This window comes from Aminobacter sp. P9b, from assembly GCF_045345995.1.
Taxonomy (GTDB): Bacteria; Pseudomonadota; Alphaproteobacteria; order Rhizobiales; family Rhizobiaceae; genus Aminobacter; species Aminobacter niigataensis.
In genome coordinates, this window is the sequence record NZ_CP150082.1 from 47,663 (window position 1) to 64,513 (window position 16,851).

18 protein-coding genes are annotated in these 16,851 nt (G+C 64.9%); 5 read left to right on the forward strand and 13 right to left on the reverse strand.

Going from position 1 to position 16,851, the window contains the following annotated elements:
- Nucleotides 1-11: 11 nt before the first annotated feature.
- The gene (grxC, locus tag WHT83_RS00215; RefSeq protein ID WP_108606907.1) at nucleotides 12-275 is read right to left on the reverse strand and encodes a glutaredoxin 3; all 264 of its coding nucleotides are present in this window, start codon (nucleotides 273-275) and stop codon (nucleotides 12-14) included.
- A 26-nt stretch (nucleotides 276-301) separates the two neighbouring features.
- Complete coding sequence (locus WHT83_RS00220) at nucleotides 302-1,087, reverse strand: ComF family protein (RefSeq protein ID WP_406873904.1); 786 nt, start codon at nucleotides 1,085-1,087, stop codon at nucleotides 302-304.
- Between the two features lie 55 nt (nucleotides 1,088-1,142).
- Here WHT83_RS00220 and WHT83_RS00225 point away from each other — a divergent pair, with 55 nt between their 5' ends.
- Entirely contained in the window at nucleotides 1,143-2,015 is an 873-nt protein-coding gene (locus WHT83_RS00225; protein ID WP_108606906.1) for a methyltransferase domain-containing protein, read from the forward strand.
- 21 nt (nucleotides 2,016-2,036) lie between these two features.
- Here the strand turns inward: WHT83_RS00225 and WHT83_RS00230 are convergent, their stop codons facing one another.
- The 6 genes from WHT83_RS00230 to WHT83_RS00255 all read right to left on the reverse strand — a co-directional run bounded on the left by WHT83_RS00230 (nucleotide 2,037) and on the right by WHT83_RS00255 (nucleotide 5,505).
- Entirely contained in the window at nucleotides 2,037-2,210 is a 174-nt protein-coding gene (locus tag WHT83_RS00230) for a Flp family type IVb pilin (RefSeq protein ID WP_108606905.1), read from the reverse strand.
- Nucleotides 2,211-2,312: 102 nt separating this feature from the next.
- Nucleotides 2,313-2,627, reverse strand: a complete 315-nt coding sequence (locus WHT83_RS00235; protein WP_108606904.1) for a hypothetical protein — start codon at nucleotides 2,625-2,627, stop codon at nucleotides 2,313-2,315.
- Nucleotides 2,628-2,730: 103 nt separating this feature from the next.
- Nucleotides 2,731-3,144: a (deoxy)nucleoside triphosphate pyrophosphohydrolase gene (locus WHT83_RS00240; protein WP_183262427.1), complete on the reverse strand. Its 414-nt coding sequence runs from the start codon at nucleotides 3,142-3,144 to the stop codon at nucleotides 2,731-2,733.
- Nucleotide 3,145: 1 nt separating this feature from the next.
- Complete coding sequence (locus WHT83_RS00245; protein WP_108606902.1) at nucleotides 3,146-3,919, reverse strand: N-acetyltransferase; 774 nt, start codon at nucleotides 3,917-3,919, stop codon at nucleotides 3,146-3,148.
- Nucleotides 3,920-3,926: 7 nt separating this feature from the next.
- Nucleotides 3,927-5,168: a bifunctional glutamate N-acetyltransferase/amino-acid acetyltransferase ArgJ gene (gene argJ / locus WHT83_RS00250; protein ID WP_406872642.1), complete on the reverse strand. Its 1,242-nt coding sequence runs from the start codon at nucleotides 5,166-5,168 to the stop codon at nucleotides 3,927-3,929.
- Between the two features lie 103 nt (nucleotides 5,169-5,271).
- Complete coding sequence (locus tag WHT83_RS00255) at nucleotides 5,272-5,505, reverse strand: hypothetical protein (protein WP_108606900.1); 234 nt, start codon at nucleotides 5,503-5,505, stop codon at nucleotides 5,272-5,274.
- Nucleotides 5,506-5,605: 100 nt separating this feature from the next.
- Here WHT83_RS00255 and WHT83_RS00260 point away from each other — a divergent pair, with 100 nt between their 5' ends.
- Nucleotides 5,606-6,199, forward strand: coding sequence for a TetR/AcrR family transcriptional regulator (locus WHT83_RS00260; RefSeq protein WP_108609719.1), 594 nt, complete (start codon nucleotides 5,606-5,608; stop codon nucleotides 6,197-6,199).
- A gap of 56 nt (nucleotides 6,200-6,255) precedes the next feature.
- Here WHT83_RS00260 and WHT83_RS00265 read toward each other — a convergent pair whose 3' ends face one another.
- The gene (locus tag WHT83_RS00265) at nucleotides 6,256-6,888 is read right to left on the reverse strand and encodes a LysE family translocator (RefSeq protein ID WP_406872643.1); all 633 of its coding nucleotides are present in this window, start codon (nucleotides 6,886-6,888) and stop codon (nucleotides 6,256-6,258) included.
- A 187-nt stretch (nucleotides 6,889-7,075) separates the two neighbouring features.
- Nucleotides 7,076-7,993 carry a peptidylprolyl isomerase gene (locus tag WHT83_RS00270; protein WP_108606899.1) on the reverse strand — a complete coding sequence of 306 codons (918 nt, stop codon included), beginning with the start codon at nucleotides 7,991-7,993 and terminating at the stop codon, nucleotides 7,076-7,078.
- A gap of 237 nt (nucleotides 7,994-8,230) precedes the next feature.
- Here WHT83_RS00270 and secA point away from each other — a divergent pair, with 237 nt between their 5' ends.
- Complete coding sequence (gene secA / locus WHT83_RS00275; RefSeq protein ID WP_108606898.1) at nucleotides 8,231-10,954, forward strand: preprotein translocase subunit SecA; 2,724 nt, start codon at nucleotides 8,231-8,233, stop codon at nucleotides 10,952-10,954.
- 81 nt (nucleotides 10,955-11,035) lie between these two features.
- Here the strand turns inward: secA and WHT83_RS00280 are convergent, their stop codons facing one another.
- Entirely contained in the window at nucleotides 11,036-11,368 is a 333-nt protein-coding gene (locus WHT83_RS00280; protein ID WP_406872644.1) for an antibiotic biosynthesis monooxygenase family protein, read from the reverse strand.
- Nucleotides 11,369-11,792: 424 nt separating this feature from the next.
- On the opposite strand from WHT83_RS00280, the gene WHT83_RS00285 reads away from it, so the two are divergent.
- Together WHT83_RS00285 and WHT83_RS00290 are read left to right on the forward strand one after the other, a co-directional pair.
- On the forward strand, nucleotides 11,793-12,419 hold the full coding sequence (locus tag WHT83_RS00285) for a hypothetical protein (protein WP_406872645.1): 627 nt from the start codon (nucleotides 11,793-11,795) through the stop codon (nucleotides 12,417-12,419).
- A gap of 113 nt (nucleotides 12,420-12,532) precedes the next feature.
- Nucleotides 12,533-14,164, forward strand: a complete 1,632-nt coding sequence (locus WHT83_RS00290) for an AMP-binding protein (protein WP_406872646.1) — start codon at nucleotides 12,533-12,535, stop codon at nucleotides 14,162-14,164.
- Here WHT83_RS00290 and WHT83_RS00295 read toward each other — a convergent pair.
- The gene (locus WHT83_RS00295) at nucleotides 14,161-15,441 is read right to left on the reverse strand and encodes a GNAT family N-acetyltransferase (protein WP_183262433.1); all 1,281 of its coding nucleotides are present in this window, start codon (nucleotides 15,439-15,441) and stop codon (nucleotides 14,161-14,163) included. The two genes, WHT83_RS00290 and WHT83_RS00295, sit on opposite strands and share 4 nt — an antisense overlap.
- On the reverse strand, nucleotides 15,441-16,850 hold the full coding sequence (locus WHT83_RS00300) for a lipopolysaccharide biosynthesis protein (RefSeq protein ID WP_199914580.1): 1,410 nt from the start codon (nucleotides 16,848-16,850) through the stop codon (nucleotides 15,441-15,443). Before WHT83_RS00300 ends, WHT83_RS00295 begins: the two co-directional genes overlap by 1 nt.
- Between the last annotated feature and the right edge of the window lies 1 nt (nucleotide 16,851).

Consider the following 16,851-nt stretch of genomic DNA (forward strand, 5'->3'; position numbering starts at 1 on the left):
CGTCCTCAGCTCTATGCGCCGGCAGCGAGAAGTTGATCGAGCCTGCCTTGCGCATCGAGCGCATGCAGGTCGTCGCAACCGCCGACATGGGTGTTGCCGATGAAAATCTGCGGGAACGTCGCGCGGCCGTTGGCGCGCGAGACCATTTCCTGCCGAAGCTCAGGCGAGAAGCTAGCGTCATGCTCGGTGAATGCAACGCCCTTGCGCTCCAAAAGGCGCTTGGCCGCAGTGCAGTAGCCACACATCATGCGCGTATAGATAGTCACATCGACCATGACAGAAACCCGTTATCCTTGGTCGACTATATAGGGTCTGGATCGTCGGGCCGGAAGTCCCCAGGCAGCACGCGCGCGAATGTCAGAACGTCGACACCGCGCGCGCCGCCTTTCCTGAGCGCCCGGGTGACGGCCGAAACGGTGGCCCCGGTGGTGTAGACGTCGTCGACCAGAAGCACCCGCCGGCCGCGGATTTCGATCTCCGCCTCGGGCGGAACGACAAAGGCTGCCCGGACATTGTCTTCGCGCTCGCGCTGGCCGAGACCGATCTGCTGGCGCGTGCGCTTGACGCGGCGCACGGCGGTGGGCGCGAAAGGCAGGCTGGAAAGCGAGGCAATGGTGCGGGCAAGCTCCGCCGACTGGTTGAACTGGCGCCAGAAGAAGCGGCGCCAATGCAGCGGAACCGGCACCACGACCTCGGCATCGGCGACCAACTCAGTGCCGGCGCGCAGCATCCAACGCGCCATCCATGGCGCGAGATCGGTGCGGTCGTGGAACTTGAGGCCCTGGACCATGCGCCGGGCGACACCGGAATAAGCAACGGCGGCGCGGGCACGGGCGAAGGGCGGCGGATTGGCGATCGCCTCGGCGGACAGGAAGCCGGCGCCGAAATCGTGGGCAAACGGCGTGCCCATCACCTCGCACCATGGCTTTTCAAGGAAGCGAAGCCGGGGCCAGCAGGCACCGCACAAGGCGCCTGGCCGCGTCACCTGCCGCCGGCAGCCGGCGCAAACCGGCGGGAACAACAAGCGCGCCGGCCAGGCGGCGACAGCGGAAGCGAGGCTCTTGATCTCCGGCATCGGATCGGCCACGACAGGTTTGGGTCGGGCGACCATAACAGAAACCCGGCAAGGAAGGACATCGCCCGTGCAACCGATCTTTGACGCCAGCCTCGTGATCGCCCACCGCCGGCGCGCAGTGGCGCAAGCCATTGCCGGCGCGGATTTCCTGATGGCGCGCGCCGCTGAAGACCTGGCCGACCGGCTGGCCGCGGTGGAGCGCAAGTTCGAACGGGGTGCCGCGATCTTCTCGGTCAGCCCGGCTGCGACAGCCGTGCTGGCAGCCAGCGGCAAGGTGGCCGAACTGGTCCGGGTCGAGGCCGACAAGAGCTTTCTCGGCGGCGGTCCGGGCATCGTCTCCGATCCCGAGACCATTGCGCTCGAGCCGGCAAGCATCGACCTCGCGGTATCGCTGCTGGCGCTGCAGGAGGCCAACGACATTCCCGGCCAGCTGATCCAGATCAGGCGTGCGCTGAAGCCGGACGGGCTGTTCCTGGGTGTGCTGGCGGGTGCGGGAACGCTTGCCGAATTGCGCGAAAGCCTGCTGGCGGCCGAAACCGAGCTGACCGGCGGGGCGAGCCCGCGTGTCATCCCCTTCACCGACGTGCGCGACGCCGGCGGGCTGCTGCAACGGGCGGGACTTGCCCTGCCCGTGGCCGACGTCGAGACGGTAACGGTGCGCTACGACACGATGTTCGGGCTGATGGCGGATTTGCGGGCAATGGGCGTAACGAGCGCGCTTGCCGACCGGTCGCGAAAACCGGCGACGCGGCGATTGTTCCAGCGCGCGGCCGAAATCTATGCCGAGCGCTTTTCCGATCCCGACGGGCGCGTGCGGGCGAGCTTTTCGTTCGTCTGGCTGTCGGGATGGGCGCCAGACCCGTCGCAGCAAAAGCCGCTCAAGCCGGGGTCGGCGCAGGTTTCGCTCGCCAGGGTGCTTGGCGCGGAGGGCAAGAAATAGCCCGGTTCAGGCTATGCCTGTTCAATGCCTGTTCAGGCCTTGCTGAATGTCCTTGTTGTTGTCGCCCCAAAGCAGCCTGAGTTGCTCTGCCATCTGCGAAAAGCCGCCGGCCATCACCACTGCAATCAGAGCAGCAATGAGGCCATACTCGATCGCCGTGGCACCCCCCTCGTCCCTCAGAAATCGCTTTATCATCGGTCGCGTCCACCCGTGTCGTTGGGAAAACCATAGCGGCGACAGATTAAGAAAGGTTAATGGCATAGCCTTAACGTGCAGTGAAGCGCACGCGGCACATCCTCAGCACTGGCCGCTGCGGCGGCCGTTGTCGTGAATGACGCATACCGCCTGCGGTGTGTCCTGCAGGACGCTGCGGCGCAGCGTATAGCTGGCATTGCGGCCAACGGAGCCTGTCGCGGTGTAGTCGAGTCCGTCGAAGCGCGCCTGCCCGATCCAAGGGCGCGTGCGGCTGTCGAGATAGGGCGTGGCGATGAGCGCCAGCGCTACGGCCGCAAAGCCGAACAGCAATGCGACACGCAAGATGCCGGCGCTGGCCCTGGCGGCCGAAGACTGGCGTTCGGGGCGGATGAGATCCCACTCCTTGTCAGCCTGCATAGGCACGTCCCCCGCGAAAACCCATGTCGCCGCACATTGCACGCGACGGCCACTCAATTTTTCACGATTGGATAAACTTTGACTTAACGCTGACTGATACGCGTCAGAGCAGGTCGATCAGGAACGGTATCAGCGGCTCGTCGGCGGGCGGCATCGGGTAATCGCGCATCTGCTTGGGCCGAACCCATTTCAGCACCTGGCCTTCCCGCGGCTCAGGCGTGCCCCAGAAACGGCGGCAGACATAGAGCGGCATCAGCAGATGGAAGTCTTCGTAGGTGTGGCTGGCGAAGGTCAGCGGTGCGAGGCAGGCGATCTTGGTTTCGATGCCGATCTCCTCGCGCATCTCACGCACGATGGTTTCCTCCGGCGTCTCGCCCTGTTCGACCTTGCCGCCGGGAAATTCCCACAGGCCGGCAAGCTGCTTGCCCGCGGGCCGCTGGGCCAGAAGCACCCGGCCATCGGCATCGACGAGCGCGCAGGCGGCCACGAGCAGCAGGCGTTTTCCCTGTTGGGTCAAGTCAGGCCTCCGGCGGGCGGCGATAGTGATAGCGATAGACTTCCTTGAAGCCCATCTTCGAGTAGAGGCGGATGGCGCCGACATTGTCGGCTTCGACCTGCAGCCACGCCTGGCGCGCGCCCCTGAGGCGTGCCCATTTGAGCGCCGACAGGATCAGCCGGTGGCCGAAGCCCTTGCCGCGCTCGGCTTCGGTCGTGGCGATCTCGAACAGGCCGGCAAGGTCGGTGTCGTGGACGCAGATTGCAGCCGTCACCGGCTGCTCGTCCTGCTCGAGCACGAACAGGCCGGCTTCCGGCTGGATGGCGCCGATGATCTCGGACAGGCCGGGCCTCAGCGACGGGTCGAGGCCGTGAACGGCCATCGAGGCGCTGACGAAGCGGCCGATGTCCTTGAGCGGGATCTGGTCCATGGCGTTTTCGACGACACCGTCGTCGAGCGACAGGCGCATCACCATCGATTCGGAGAAGACGCTCCAGCGCTCGCGATCGAGATGGGCGGCGACCGCCGGCCCCGACAAGGGCGACATGCGGAAGGTGAGAGGCCGGCCATAGGCCTCGAAGCGGCGGCTGGCGCGGGCGATGCGGTCGGGAATGTTGCGGATGTCGGCCGGGTCGAGCGGGTTGACCGAGTTGAGCCGCTTGGCCGGATGCCCTGCCGTCAGCCGCACCAGCCAGGTGCCGTCATAATGCACCGCCGCCGCCGGCCAGGCGCGAAAGCCCGCCGCCTCATAGCGGCGGACGATTGCGAGTTCGTGCGACGGGCGATTCTGGTTCACGCTGCTGTCAGCTCCGGTAGTCGCCGTTGATGGCAACATATTCCTTGGTCAGGTCGCAGGTCCATACCGTCGCCTTGCCGCGGCCAAGACCGATGTCGGCGCGGATGACGATGTTGTCGCCCTTCATGTAGGCCGAGGTCGCCGCTTCCGAATAACCAGGGTCGCGCTCGCCATTGTGGGCAAGGCGATTGTCGCCGAACCAGATCGACAGCAGGTCGCGGTCGGCCGGCTCGCCAGCCTTGCCGACGGCCATGACGACGCGGCCCCAATTGGCGTCCTCGCCGGCTACGGCGGTCTTGACCAGCGGCGAATTGGCGATGGACAGCGCGATGCGCTTGGCCGAACGCGCGGACTTGGCGCCGGTGACGGTGACTTCGACCTGCTTGCGCGCGCCTTCGCCGTCGCGCACGACCTGAAGCGCAAGCGTCTTGAGCATCTTGTTGAGCGCACGGCGGAAGGCGCCGAGGCGCGCATCCTTGGGATCGGAAATCTTCGGCGCGCCGCGCTTGGCCGCGGCCCCGGTGGCAAACAGCATCAGCGTGTCGGACGTCGAGGTGTCGCTGTCGACGGTCACCGCATTGAAGGTCTTGGCGGTGCCGCGCGACAGCATGTCCTGCAGCACGTCAGCGGCAATCGGCGCGTCGGTGGCGACGAAGGACAGCATCGTCGCCATGTCGGGCGCGATCATGCCTGCGCCCTTGGCGATGCCGTTGATGGTGACCTCGGTGTCGCCGAGCTTGACCGTCGCGGTCACCACCTTGGGATAGGTGTCGGTGGTCATGATCGCCTTGGCGGCCTCGATCCACTGGTCGGACCTGGCGTCCTTGACCATGCCGGAAAGCAAATGGCTGAACTTGCCGGCGTCGAGCGGCTCGCCGATGACACCGGTGGAGGCGAGGAAGACGTCGCCAGGCGTGCAGCCGGCGGCCTTGGCAGCGGCCTGGCCGGTCAGCGTGGTGGTCTCGCGGCCCTTCTTGCCGGTAAACGCATTGGCGTTGCCGGAATTGACGACCAGAATACGCGCCTTGCCGCCCGAAAGGTTCTGGCGGCAGAAATCGACCGGTGCCGAGGGGCACTTGGAACGGGTGAAGACGCCTGCCGCCGCCGTGCCTTCGTCGAACACCATGGCCACCACGTCGGTGCGACCCTTGTACTTGATGCCCGCTTCGGCAGTGGCAATGCGGACGCCATCGATGGCGGGCATCTTGGGATATTTTTTCGGTGCAAGCGGGGAAACGGCAGTCGACATCAGGGAACCTCTGCGGGCTCGGGAAACGGTGAGGGTTGGCACCGTTTGCCCGATAGCGCGAGGCTTCGCAAGGCGTTTCACCTCACGAAGGCGTGGTCCAGCCTCAATGCACCGCCGGATTGAGGAAGCCGCGGAACAGGCGCTGGACGGCGGGGATCAGCCCCCAGATCATCGTCGCCACCATCAGCGGCGCAATCAGCAGGGTGCGCTGCCAGATCGTCCAGCCATCGGTCAGCGGCATGACGACGTAAAGAAGGACCGTGATCAGCGGATAGACACCGATCAGGACCATCAGGGCGAAGCGCGGGCGGGAAAAGCGGGTTTGGGAGGCAGTCATTTCCAATCTCCATCGGAACGAAACGTTTCGTTATATAAAACGGGCCGTTTCGTTTCGTCAAGAGCTGGTGTATGGATTTGTCGACGAACCGGAGAACGAGATGAGCACTGAGCAAGACGCGGCGCGGAAATCGATCGGCGCACGGCGCAGCCCCGAAAGCGCCGACGCGATTCTGGAAGCGGCCGAGGCGGTGCTGATCGAAAACGGCTATGCGGGATTCTCGATCGAGGCCGTGGCGCGCCGTGCCCGCGCCGGCAAGCCGACGATCTATCGCTGGTGGCCGAACAAGGCATCGCTGCTGCTTGAGGTCTACCAGCGCCAGAAGCGCGACATCGACTATCCCGACACCGGCAGCATCGAGGAAGACCTGTTCGGCTTTGCCAGGAGCCTGTTCGTCCACTGGCGCGAGACGCCATCTGGCGGCATCTTCCGCTCTCTGCTGGCCGAGGCCCAGTCGGATGCTTCAGCAGCCGAAGCGCTGGCCGAATATGCCGCCGGGCGCAGGGCCAACACCGGCAAGATCGTCGCCCGGGCCAAGGCGCGAGGCGAGGTCGCAGCACATGTCGACCCCGAACAGGTCGCCGACATGGTCGCTTCCTACGCCTGGGTGCACCTGCTGACTGGCCGGCTGGATGAGGACGACGCCACGTTGCGCCGGGCGATCCGCATGATCGTGAACGGCATCAAGGCCTGAGGCATCGCTGAAGCTTGAGGCATCGCTGAAGACTGGCTGCAACGCCGCCGGGCGATTCAGCTGCGCTGGAGCGCGACGTGCACGCCGAGACCGACAAGCACTGCACCGCCGGCGCGCCGCATAAGCCTTTGCGCCCGGCTCGAGCGCTGCAGGCGGCCGATCAGGAGGCCGGCCAGCACAACGCCGACAATGTCGGCAACCGTGAACATGGTGTTGACCAGAATTCCGAAGATGAGGAACTGCAGCCAGACCGGGAAAGTCGCGGATGCGTCGATGAACTGCGGCAGGAAGGCCATGAAGAAGATGGCCGTCTTGGGGTTGAGCACCTCGACGGCAACGCTCTCGACGAAGGCACGACGGCCGGACTTCTGTCCCATGCCGGAGGGGTCGAAATCGCCCTGTTTGCGGCCGCGGAACATCGAAATGCCCAGCCAGACGAGATAGGCGGCGCCCGCAAGCTTGACCGCCATGTAGAGCCACGGAACCGCGTGGAACAGGAATGACAGCCCGGCTGCAGCCGCAACGACATGCACATAGCCACCAATGTGGATGCCCAATGCAGCCATGAAACCGGAACGGCGCCCGCGCGCCATCGTCTGGGCCGCAGCGTAGAGCATGGCCGGACCGGGGATGAAGGCGAAGATTGCCGCCGTGGCAAGGAACGCGAGGATCAGGTCGGCAGACGGCATGCGATGCTCCTGGAAACGGGGTGCTCCGCTCAACCCCCATGAGAAGTCCCAATTTGGCGACCATCGGACCCAACGTCATTCAGCCACCGGCGAGGTGAGAACGCGCCAGATGGTCAAACTGCGAGCGTCGCAAACAAAAAGGGCGGCGCCGACTGACGCCGCCCTTCTGAAATCGAGTTGAAAAGGCCTACTTCGATGCGTCGATGGCGTCGATGGCCTTCTTGAGCTCGGGGTCGGTGACTTCGACCTTGCCGGCGGCGCGGATCTGCTTGACCAGGTCGATGTACTTCTCGCGGATGACGAGCGACTTGACCTCTTCCTTGACCGCGTCGAAGGCCGGCGGCTGCTGCGAGCGCTTGTCCTCTACCTTGATGATGTGCCAGCCGAACTGCGTCTGCACCGGCTCTTTCGAGTAGGCGCCGACCTCGAGCGCGAGAGCCGCCTTCTCGAATTCCGGCACCATCTGGCCGGGGCCGAAGAAGCCGAGGTCGCCGCCCGAGGTCTTGCCGCTCGGATCGGTGGTGTTTTCGTTGGCGAGCTTCTGGAAATCCTCACCGCCATCCAGCTTCTTGATCAGGGCGTCGGCCTCTTCCTTGGTCTTGACCAGGATGTGGCGGGCATGAACCTCGTTGACCGGCTTCTGTGCCGCGATTTCCTTGTCGTAGCGGGCACGGATCTCGTCGTCGGTGACCTTGCCCGCGACTTCCTTTTCGACCAGTTCGCCATGCAGCGCGCGCTGGTCGAGGAAGGCCATGCGGCGCTGGAAGTCGGCGTCCTTGTCGAGACCCTTTTCCACGGCCTGGGCCGCCATCAGCCTGATTTCGATGATCGACGACAGTGCCGCGGCACGGCGCTGCTCCGGCGGCAGGCGGCCAAATTGGGCGCCGAGGTCGCTTTCGGCCAGCGAGATGTCGGCTTCAGTGACGTCCTGGCCATTGACCGTGGCAACGATCGTGTTGGGATCTACCGGTGCCGCTGCGGGAGCCGCTGGCTGGGCTGCTGGCGCAGCAGCTTCCTGGGCGGCGAGAGGCAGCGACGACAGCGCCACGAGCCCGGCTGCAAGCCCGACGCGGGCAAGCGAGGCGCTACGGAACGAAAAAGACATCTAAACTCTCCGATGGGGGATGACGCACTTCCAAATCAACCTGAATGTGGCGGAATTTGGCGTCTTCGGCAGGCTCTCTGCAACGTTGACATAAGTTGTGCCCCCTCTTATCTGTCCATCGTCTTCGCGTCCAGAACCGTTTTCCGGGCGCTTTTCGCGTTGAACCTGCCACCGCCTTGTCCCCGGCAGGTTCGGCCGGCGGACAGTCGGCTTCATTCGAATTGAAAGGGCCACTTGATGGTCAGTCTCGGCGGTCTCGCCCGTAAGATTTTCGGTTCCTCCAACGATCGTCGCGTCAAATCGACCCGACCCCGGGTGGAAGCGATCAATGCACTGGAAAATGAACTGCAGGCGCTGACCGACGACCAGCTTCGGGCGCGAACCGAGCAGTTCCGTCAGGACCTTGCCAACGGGGCAACCCTCGACGACCTGCTGATCCCGGCGTTCGCCACGGTTCGCGAAGGCGCAAAGCGCGCGCTTGGCATGCGTCCGTTCGACGTCCAGATGATCGGCGGCATGGTGCTGCACGGCCGCGGCATCGCCGAGATGCGCACCGGCGAAGGCAAGACCCTCGTCGCCACCCTGCCCGTCTATCTCAACGCCCTGACCGGCAAGGGCGTGCATGTCGTTACCGTCAACGACTATCTCGCCAGCCGCGACGCCGAATGGATGGGCCGGCTCTACAAGTTCCTCGGCCTTTCGGTCGGCATCATCGTGCACGGACTGTCGGACGAAGAGCGCCGCGCGGCCTATGCCTGCGACATCACCTACGCCACCAACAACGAACTCGGCTTCGACTATCTGCGCGACAACATGAAGTACGAGCGCGCCCAGATGGTGCAGCGCGGCCACTTCTTCGCCATCGTCGACGAGGTCGACTCGATCCTGGTCGACGAGGCCCGCACGCCGCTGATCATTTCCGGTCCGCTCGAGGACCGTTCGGAAATGTACAACACGGTCGACGCCTTCCTTCTCCATCTGGTTCCGTCCGACTACGAGGTCGACGAGAAGCAGAAGACCGCCATCTTCACCGAAGAAGGCACCGAGAAGATGGAGAACATGCTGCGCGAAGCGGGCCTGCTGAAGGGCGAGTCGCTCTACGACATCGAAAACGTCGCCCTGGTCCACCACGTCAACAATGCGCTCAAGGCGCACCGCCTGTTCCAGAAAGACAAGGACTACATCGTCAAGGACGACGAAATCGTCATCATCGACGAGTTCACCGGCCGCATGATGCCGGGCCGCCGCTTCTCCGAAGGCTTGCACCAGGCGCTGGAAGCCAAGGAACACGTGTCGATCCAGCCGGAAAACCAGACGCTGGCTTCCGTCACCTTCCAGAACTATTTCCGCATGTACGAAAAGCTCGCCGGCATGACCGGTACGGCGCTGACCGAAGCGGAAGAGTTCGGCAACATCTACAATCTCGACGTCACCGAGGTTCCGACCAACCTGCCCGTCAGCCGCATCGACGAGGACGACGAGGTCTACCGGACGGTCGAGGAGAAGTACAAGGCGATCGTCCGCGAGATCAAGGAAGCCAACGCCAAGGGCCAGCCGACGCTGGTCGGCACGACCTCGATCGAGAAATCCGAACAGCTGGCCGAGCGGCTGCGCAAGGACGGCTTCAAGGACTTCGAGGTCCTGAATGCCCGCCACCACGAGCGCGAGGCGGCGATCGTCGCCCAGGCCGGCAAGCCTGGCGCTATCACCATCGCCACCAACATGGCCGGCCGCGGCACCGACATCCAGCTCGGCGGCAACGCCGACATGCGCATTGCCGAGGAACTGGCCGACATGCCGGCAGGCCCCGAGCGCGACGCCAAGGAAAAGGCGATCCGCGAGGACGTTGCCCGCCTCAAGGAAAAGGCGCTCGCCGGCGGCGGCCTCTACGTGCTTGCCACCGAACGCCACGAAAGCCGCCGCATCGACAACCAGCTGCGCGGCCGCTCCGGCCGCCAGGGCGACCCGGGCCGTTCGAAGTTCTTCCTGTCGCTGCAGGACGATTTGATGCGCATCTTCGGTTCCGAGCGCATGGACGGCATGCTGCAGAAGCTCGGCCTCAAGGAAGACGAGGCGATCGTCCACCCCTGGATCAACAAGGCGCTGGAAAAGGCGCAGAAGAAGGTCGAGGCCCGCAACTTCGACATCCGCAAGAACCTGCTCAAATATGACGACGTGTCGAACGACCAGCGTAAGGTGGTGTTCGAGCAGCGCATCGAGCTGATGGACGCGACCAGCCTGACCGATACGGTCGCCGAAATGCGCCACGACGTGATCGAGGATCTGGTCGCCAAGCACATCCCCGAAAACGCCTATGCCGAGCAGTGGGATGTCACTGGCCTCAAGGAAGGCGTGATCCAGTCGCTCAACCTCGATCTCCCGATCGAGGAATGGGCCAAGGAAGAAGGCATCGCCGAGGAAGAGGTCCGCGAGCGCATCACCGCCGAAGCCGACAAGGCGGCCGCCGACCGCGCCGAGCGCTTCGGCCCCGAGGTGATGACCTATGTCGAACGCTCGGTGGTGCTGCAGACGATCGACCACCTGTGGCGCGAGCATCTGGTCAATCTCGACCACTTGCGCTCGGTCGTCGGCTTCCGCGGTTACGCCCAGCGCGACCCGCTCAACGAATACAAGGGCGAGGCCTTCGAGCTGTTCCAGGCGATGCTCGGCAACCTGCGCCAGGCGGTCACCGCACAGCTGATGCGGGTCGAACTGGTGCGCCAGGCAGCCGACGCGCCGCCACCGGAAGCGCCCGAGATGTTTGGCCACCACATCGACGGCACCACCGGCGAGGACGATTTCGGCGAAGGCTCGGTCGCAGTCCTGCAGGATTCGCGCGTCGTCGCGGCCGAAGACCGCGACCCCAACGATCCATCGACCTGGGGCAAGGTTTCGCGCAACGAGGCCTGCCCGTGCGGTTCGGGCAAGAAATACAAGCACTGCCACGGCACCTTCGCCTGATCGGCGACTAGGACAATCCAGCCTCGAACATTGAACGGCGGCCCATTGGGTCGCCGTTACAGTTTCCGAAGCCTTCCGCTCCTAAATGTGCCTGTAGCTGGCGATGTCGGCTTTGATGCCCAGCCGTGCGATCAACTCCTGCGGGTTGAAATTCGCTTGCGCGTGCATCGACTGCACCTTGGCCTTGGCCGATGCGATCGCAGCCTCGCTTTCCCACTCGACGATCGTGATGACATTGTGCTCTCCAGGCATCGATGGCTGCTCCAGAACCATGTCCTGCAGGAAGCCCGGCTGCACTCTCAGCAACTCGTGCGTCTGCCGAACCTTGTCGAGAAACTCGGCGCGCGCACCGTCTGGAACGGTGAACCTGTCGACCCTGTAGATACGTTGCGCCTTGCCGGCGTCCTGACCCATCTCGTCCTCCTCTCTTCGACTTGACAGAAAGGACTTGTGCAACCTCAACCATTATTGAGGTCAAGCGCCATTTTCAGATTTGCAGCTCGGTCTGATTTTGCGGGCAAACAGCTTTTGAAGCATCGCAAGAAATGCTTGCACCGTGGTCGCGTGAAGATTTGCCCATAGCGCAGGAGACACTGGCGAGACAACCGATTACAGCCATCCCGAAAGGCGGAAGTGCTTCTTTGCCAGCCGGCGGTGACCACATTGTGATTCCAAGCGACGGTCCGGTAGTTTGCTTTGCCCGACGGATTGGCTAGAATGGGATTCCTTAATGATATTCCGAAGAGAAATCTCATTGCCTTCCGATACCGGTTCGAATTCATCCAATTTCATTGCGTCTCCTTTTTTGCTTTTCTGGGTTGCTGTGTTTGGAATCGCCGTGAGCCTCCTCGCCGCCGCAGCGATGTCGGCGGATACCGCCGCTGTCTTGCTCCGGGAGAACGGGCCGGTAGAGATGGCAAGTGCCGTCCTGCACTTTGTCGTCGCGATCGTTGCGGCCGGCATCTGGTTTCGCCAGGGCGGGCTGGCTGGGCTGATCGCGCTGGGCGCGCTGCTCCTCGGCGTTCGTGAGCTGGATTGGCATCACGCCTTCACGACATACGGCCTTTTCAATCTGCGCCAGTATCTCAGGCCGGAGGTGCCCGTCCTGGAGAAACTCGCAAGTGCGGGAACCGTCCTCCTGATCGGCACGGTGGTGGTGGCGTTGCTGATAAGATCGCTGGATCACATCAAGCATCTGGTGACGCGCAGGCCGCCGGCTGCCTATGGCGCGATCGTGCTTGTCGCTTACCTGCCGGCGCTGAAGATCCTCGACGCCATCCCCCGGTGGTTCCGGGAGGCCGATAGCGCCTTGCCTGCAACGGCTCTGAAGTACGCCCGCGCGCTCGAGGAAATCAACGAGTTGTGGCTGCCGGTGCTGGTGCTGCTGTTCTTGCTGCAGCTGTATCTGCCGCCGCAGACCAGACAACGCAACGCGGTCCCGAGCTACCAGGGCGCGCATCGCTGATCCACGTCACTTGACGCCGCCAAGGGCAGGAGCTACGCGACAGGCCTGTCCACGGCGCCTGGAGCTCATGCCCGGCGCCAGTCCCACTCGCGGAGGAGCGGAGACGACCGTCCATGCTCGAACGGCGCGACACCTACGACACCCTCTACCGCGACTTCCGCTGGAACATCCCGCAGAAATTCAACATCGGCACCGCCGTGTCCGACCGCTGGGCTGCGGTCGATCCCGAGCGGACGGCGCTCCTCGACTACCATGTCGAGGGGGCGGCCAAAAAATTCTCCTTCGGCGAGCTGTCCCGCCGCTCCAACGCCTTTGCCCATGCGCTGCGCGCCCGCGGCGTGCGGCGAGGCGACCGGGTGGCGCTGCTGTTGCCACAGAGCTTCGAGACGGCCATCGCCCATGTCGCCATCTACAAGCTCGGCGCGATAGCGGTGCCGCTGGCGCTGTTGTTCGGCGTCGAGGCGCTCGAATACCGGCTGCAGACGGCGGGTGTGCGGGCCATCGTCACCAACGAGGCCGGTTTCGCCAAGGTCGGCCAGATCGCCGGCCGGTTGCCCCAGCTTGAAACCATCGTCGTTGTCGGCAGCGGCGGGCTGGACGACTTCCAGCGCCTTGTCGCTTCGCATGCACCTGACTTTACCGCCGAGGATACCGGTCCCGACGATCCGGCGATGATGATCTTCACCTCGGGCACCACGGGGCCGCCCAAGGGCGCGCTGCATGGCCATCGCGTGCTGCTCGGGCACCTGCCCGGCATCCAGATGGCGCATGAGTTCCTGCCGCAGCCGGGCGACCTGATGTGGACGCCGGCCGACTGGGCCTGGGCCGGCGGGCTGCTCAACCTGCTGCTGCCCGGCCTCTATTTCGGCCTGCCGGTGGTATCGGCCCGCTTCGACAAGTTCGATCCCGAGGCAGCGCTTGTGCTGGTCGAGAAGATGGGGGTGCGCAATGCCTTCATCCCACCGACGGCGCTACGCATGCTGAAGACCGTGCCCGACATCGGCAAGCGCTTCCGGCTCGGCCTGCGCAGCATCGGCTCGGCCGGCGAAGCGCTCGGCCGCGAGACCTACGACTGGGCGGCCGGCGAACTTGGGCTCACGGTCAACGAGTTCTACGGCCAGACCGAGTGCAACGCGGTGCTCGCCTCCTGCGCGGCCCTCGGTGTGAGCCGCGGCGGGGCCATCGGCAAGGCCGTGCCCGGCCACCGGGTGGCCATCATCGACGACAAGGGCCGTCGCGTACCTGCCGGCGAGCCCGGCCAGATCGCCATCGCCAGGCCCAACCCCGTCATGTTCCTCGAATACTGGCAGAGCCCCGAAGCGACCGAGAAGAAATTCATCGGCGAGTGGATGACGACCGGCGACCAAGGCATCGAGGACCACGACGGCTACGTCACCTTCTTCGGCCGCGACGACGACGTCATCACCTCCGCCGGCTTCCGCATCGGCCCGGGCGAGATCGAGGACTGCCTGACCGGCCATCCCGCCGTCGCGCTGGCCGCTGCCGTGGGCAAGCCCGACGCGCTGCGCACCGAGATCGTCAAGGCCTATGTCGTGCTCAAGGACGGCGTTGCGGGCAACGCGGCGCTGGCCGACGAGATCAAGCTCTGGGTGCGCGAGCGCCTGTCGGCGCACGAATATCCGCGCGAGGTCGAGTTCGTCGATTCGATGCCGCTGACCACCACCGGCAAGGTCATCCGCCGCATTTTCCGCGACCGGGCCAAGCGCGAGGCGAAAACGCTCTAGCGTTTGAGCAGGCTGCGCATGCGGTCGCGCAGCTTGACCGCAAGCTTGCGCGTCTGGCGATAGAGATGCAGCTGCGAGGCGGCCTGGCGGGTGACACGGTCGGCATCGGGCGTCAGTCCGACGACGATGGTGCCCATCGGCTTGCGTTCGCTCCACATCCGGCCGACCAGCGGGTGGTCGGGCACGGCGCAGGAATCGGTGACCATGACGTTGGGGTCTTCGAGATGCTGCGCGGTCACCGCCATCATCAGCAGCGCGCCCGGCGAATAGGCAGACAGGGTCTCGTCGTAGGCGGTCTTCCAGGTATAGGCGACACCCGCCTCGACGAAGACGACGAGGCTGGCAATGGTGCGGCCGTCGAGCGTCAGCGAGTGGATGCGGCACATGTCCTGTTCCGACATCCGGTGCACCGCCTCGCGGGCGAAGGCGGCACGGTAGCGGTCGATCGCCATGGCGGTGCGCTGGCGGCCTTTCCAGCCGGACGCCTCCAGCGTCAGGAACTGCTCGATGGCATGGCGCACATCGTCCTGGGTGCGCGCAACCTTGTGCTCGACCACGCCCTGTTCGGCGAGCCGGCGCTCGAGCCGGCGGAACTCCTTGTAGTGGCGATTGCCGAGCGCGGCCTTGAGATAGTCGTCGCCGTCGCGCTCGCTTTCGAGGAAGGGGCGCTCGAACTGGCCGGTAATAGCCAGCGGCAAGCCGCGGCTTTCGGCCGTCGCACTCAGCATGCGGGCGACGGCGCCATCGAGGCGCATGTCGGGCAGCACGAAAACCCTCGGCAGCTTGAGATGCGGCCGCGCCAGCATGGCGAAGAAATCGGCGATCACGCCTTCGGGGTCGTCGCGGTCGAGCAGCGGCGTGCCGAGCGGACCGAACGGGCTCGACCAGGTCCGCATCACCGGCACGCCGAGCGGCACCGCCGGCTTCTCGATCGAATAGGGCACGAGCAGGCGCAGCCGGCTGCGAAACTCGTTGCCGTCCCGGATGACGGCAAGCCGCACCTCGCGGTCCTCGAGCCTCGGCATGGCGGGCGCCAGGAAGCGCGGGTTGAAGAAGACGTTGGGCTCGATGGTACGGGCGCAGAGGTGGTCGAGCTCCTCGACCAGGTCGAAGCCGGCCGAAGCCGGATAGATGGCGAGCCGCCTGAGCGGCCGCTCGCTGGCGGTCAATTCAAGCTGGGCGAGGTCGGCAAGGTCGGTCGGAACGCCGGCAATGCCGGCGATCATCGAACCGGCCGGGCCGCCGCTGGTCTCTTCGAGAAGCGGGATGGCTACCATCAGGCTTTCTCCAATGTGCGTCGGACGGGGATGAATAGCACCATGACGATGCCGAGCTTGCGCCATACGGTGAACGACAGCGCGGTCGCCTCGAAGATCATCGCCGCCGAGGTGGCGATTGCCGCACCCCACAGGCCGAGCGTGGGGATGAACACGACGTTGAGGCCGATGTTGAGGGCGAGTGTCGCGGCATAGACCATGGCGCAGACGTTCTGGTAGCCGCTCATGGTCAACACGCTTTCGCATGGGCCGACCGCCGATCGCGCCACTACCGCAGCCACGAGCAGGAACAGCAGCGGATAGCCCTCGTCGAAGCCGGGGCCGAACATGCCGAGCAGGGGCTTGCCGAGCACCAGCACGACAAGCCCCATCAGCAGCGACGGCCAGAACGTCCAGGACACTGTTTCGCGGGCGAAGCCGGCCAGCTTTTCCGGCTCGCCATGGGCGATATGGGCATAGCGCTGGGCAACGCCCGCCTTGACCGAGAAATAGACGAAGTGGACCAGCGCCAGCGTCTTCACCGTGGCGAAGTAGACCGCGACATGGTCCGGTTCCATGTAGAAGCCGACCATCAGCACGTCGGCATTGGTGAGCAGGAAAAAGAAGCTCTCGACCAGAAAGATCGGCAGCGAGATCTTGAGCCAGTAGCCGAGCAGGATGGTGCGCGGCCCGGCGGGAATGCGCTTGTCGCTCCGCGAAGTGACGCGGACGAGCTGGGCGATGGTGGTGACGTAGGTGGCGGCGATCGCGGCGCTGACGGCGGTCTCGGCGGTCGGCGCAAGGCCCGACACCACGGCCGCCGCCATGAACAACAGGATCAGCAGCGGCCGCACGATGTAGGTCGGCACAAGCGCCTGGAACGCCCAGGCGTTGGCGCGCGCCAGCCCTTGCAGCACGTCCGACAGCGCCAGCATCGGCAGGCAGAACATGCCGAGGAAAAACGGTACGACGTAGTAGCTCTCGATCTTGTCCGAGAGCAGCCAGACGCCGGCCATGGCCAAGGCGGTGATGACGGTCGAGGCGACGAGCACGAACAGCCGGCTCGCCACAAGCACGCCGCGCAGTTCGGCGAGCATGCCCTTTTCGCGGTATTCGGGGATGAAGCGGATGACGGAGGTGTGGAAACCGAAGCAGGACAGGGAACCTGCGATGATCATCGACACCCAGACGAGCACGAAGATGCCGTATTCGAAACCGCCCATCCAGCGGGCCAGCAGCACCTGGCTGACGAAGGCGATGGCGGCGCTGACAATGCGCACGGCAAAGGCGATCAGTGACATGCGGCCGGCTTCGCCGCGCTCGTCGGCGCTGAAAAGAACGGCGTCGACGCGACGCAGCAGCGGCGCGATGCGCGAGGCGATCTGCCCCGGCAGCCACCGTTCGGCCGTCATCGCTGCGGAAAAACGCAAC

Bases quoted from the DNA above. Each gene is read 5' to 3' on its own strand.
- secA (WP_108606898.1), top strand. From the start codon at position 8,231: ATGGTCAGTCTCGGCGGTCTCGCCCGTAAGATTTTCGGTTCCTCCAAC.
- WHT83_RS00295 (WP_183262433.1), bottom strand. From the start codon at position 15,441: ATGGTAGCCATCCCGCTTCTCGAAGAGACCAGCGGCGGCCCGGCCGGT.
- WHT83_RS00230 (WP_108606905.1), bottom strand. From the start codon at position 2,210: ATGATAAAGCGATTTCTGAGGGACGAGGGGGGTGCCACGGCGATCGAG.
- WHT83_RS00280 (WP_406872644.1), bottom strand. From the start codon at position 11,368: ATGGGTCAGGACGCCGGCAAGGCGCAACGTATCTACAGGGTCGACAGG.
- WHT83_RS00265 (WP_406872643.1), bottom strand. From the start codon at position 6,888: ATGCCGTCTGCCGACCTGATCCTCGCGTTCCTTGCCACGGCGGCAATC.
- grxC (WP_108606907.1), bottom strand. From the start codon at position 275: ATGGTCGATGTGACTATCTATACGCGCATGATGTGTGGCTACTGCACT.
- WHT83_RS00290 (WP_406872646.1), top strand. From the start codon at position 12,533: ATGCTCGAACGGCGCGACACCTACGACACCCTCTACCGCGACTTCCGC.
- WHT83_RS00235 (WP_108606904.1), bottom strand. From the start codon at position 2,627: ATGCAGGCTGACAAGGAGTGGGATCTCATCCGCCCCGAACGCCAGTCT.
- WHT83_RS00270 (WP_108606899.1), bottom strand. From the start codon at position 7,993: ATGTCTTTTTCGTTCCGTAGCGCCTCGCTTGCCCGCGTCGGGCTTGCA.
- WHT83_RS00260 (WP_108609719.1), top strand. From the start codon at position 5,606: ATGAGCACTGAGCAAGACGCGGCGCGGAAATCGATCGGCGCACGGCGC.
- WHT83_RS00255 (WP_108606900.1), bottom strand. From the start codon at position 5,505: ATGACTGCCTCCCAAACCCGCTTTTCCCGCCCGCGCTTCGCCCTGATG.
- argJ (WP_406872642.1), bottom strand. From the start codon at position 5,168: ATGTCGACTGCCGTTTCCCCGCTTGCACCGAAAAAATATCCCAAGATG.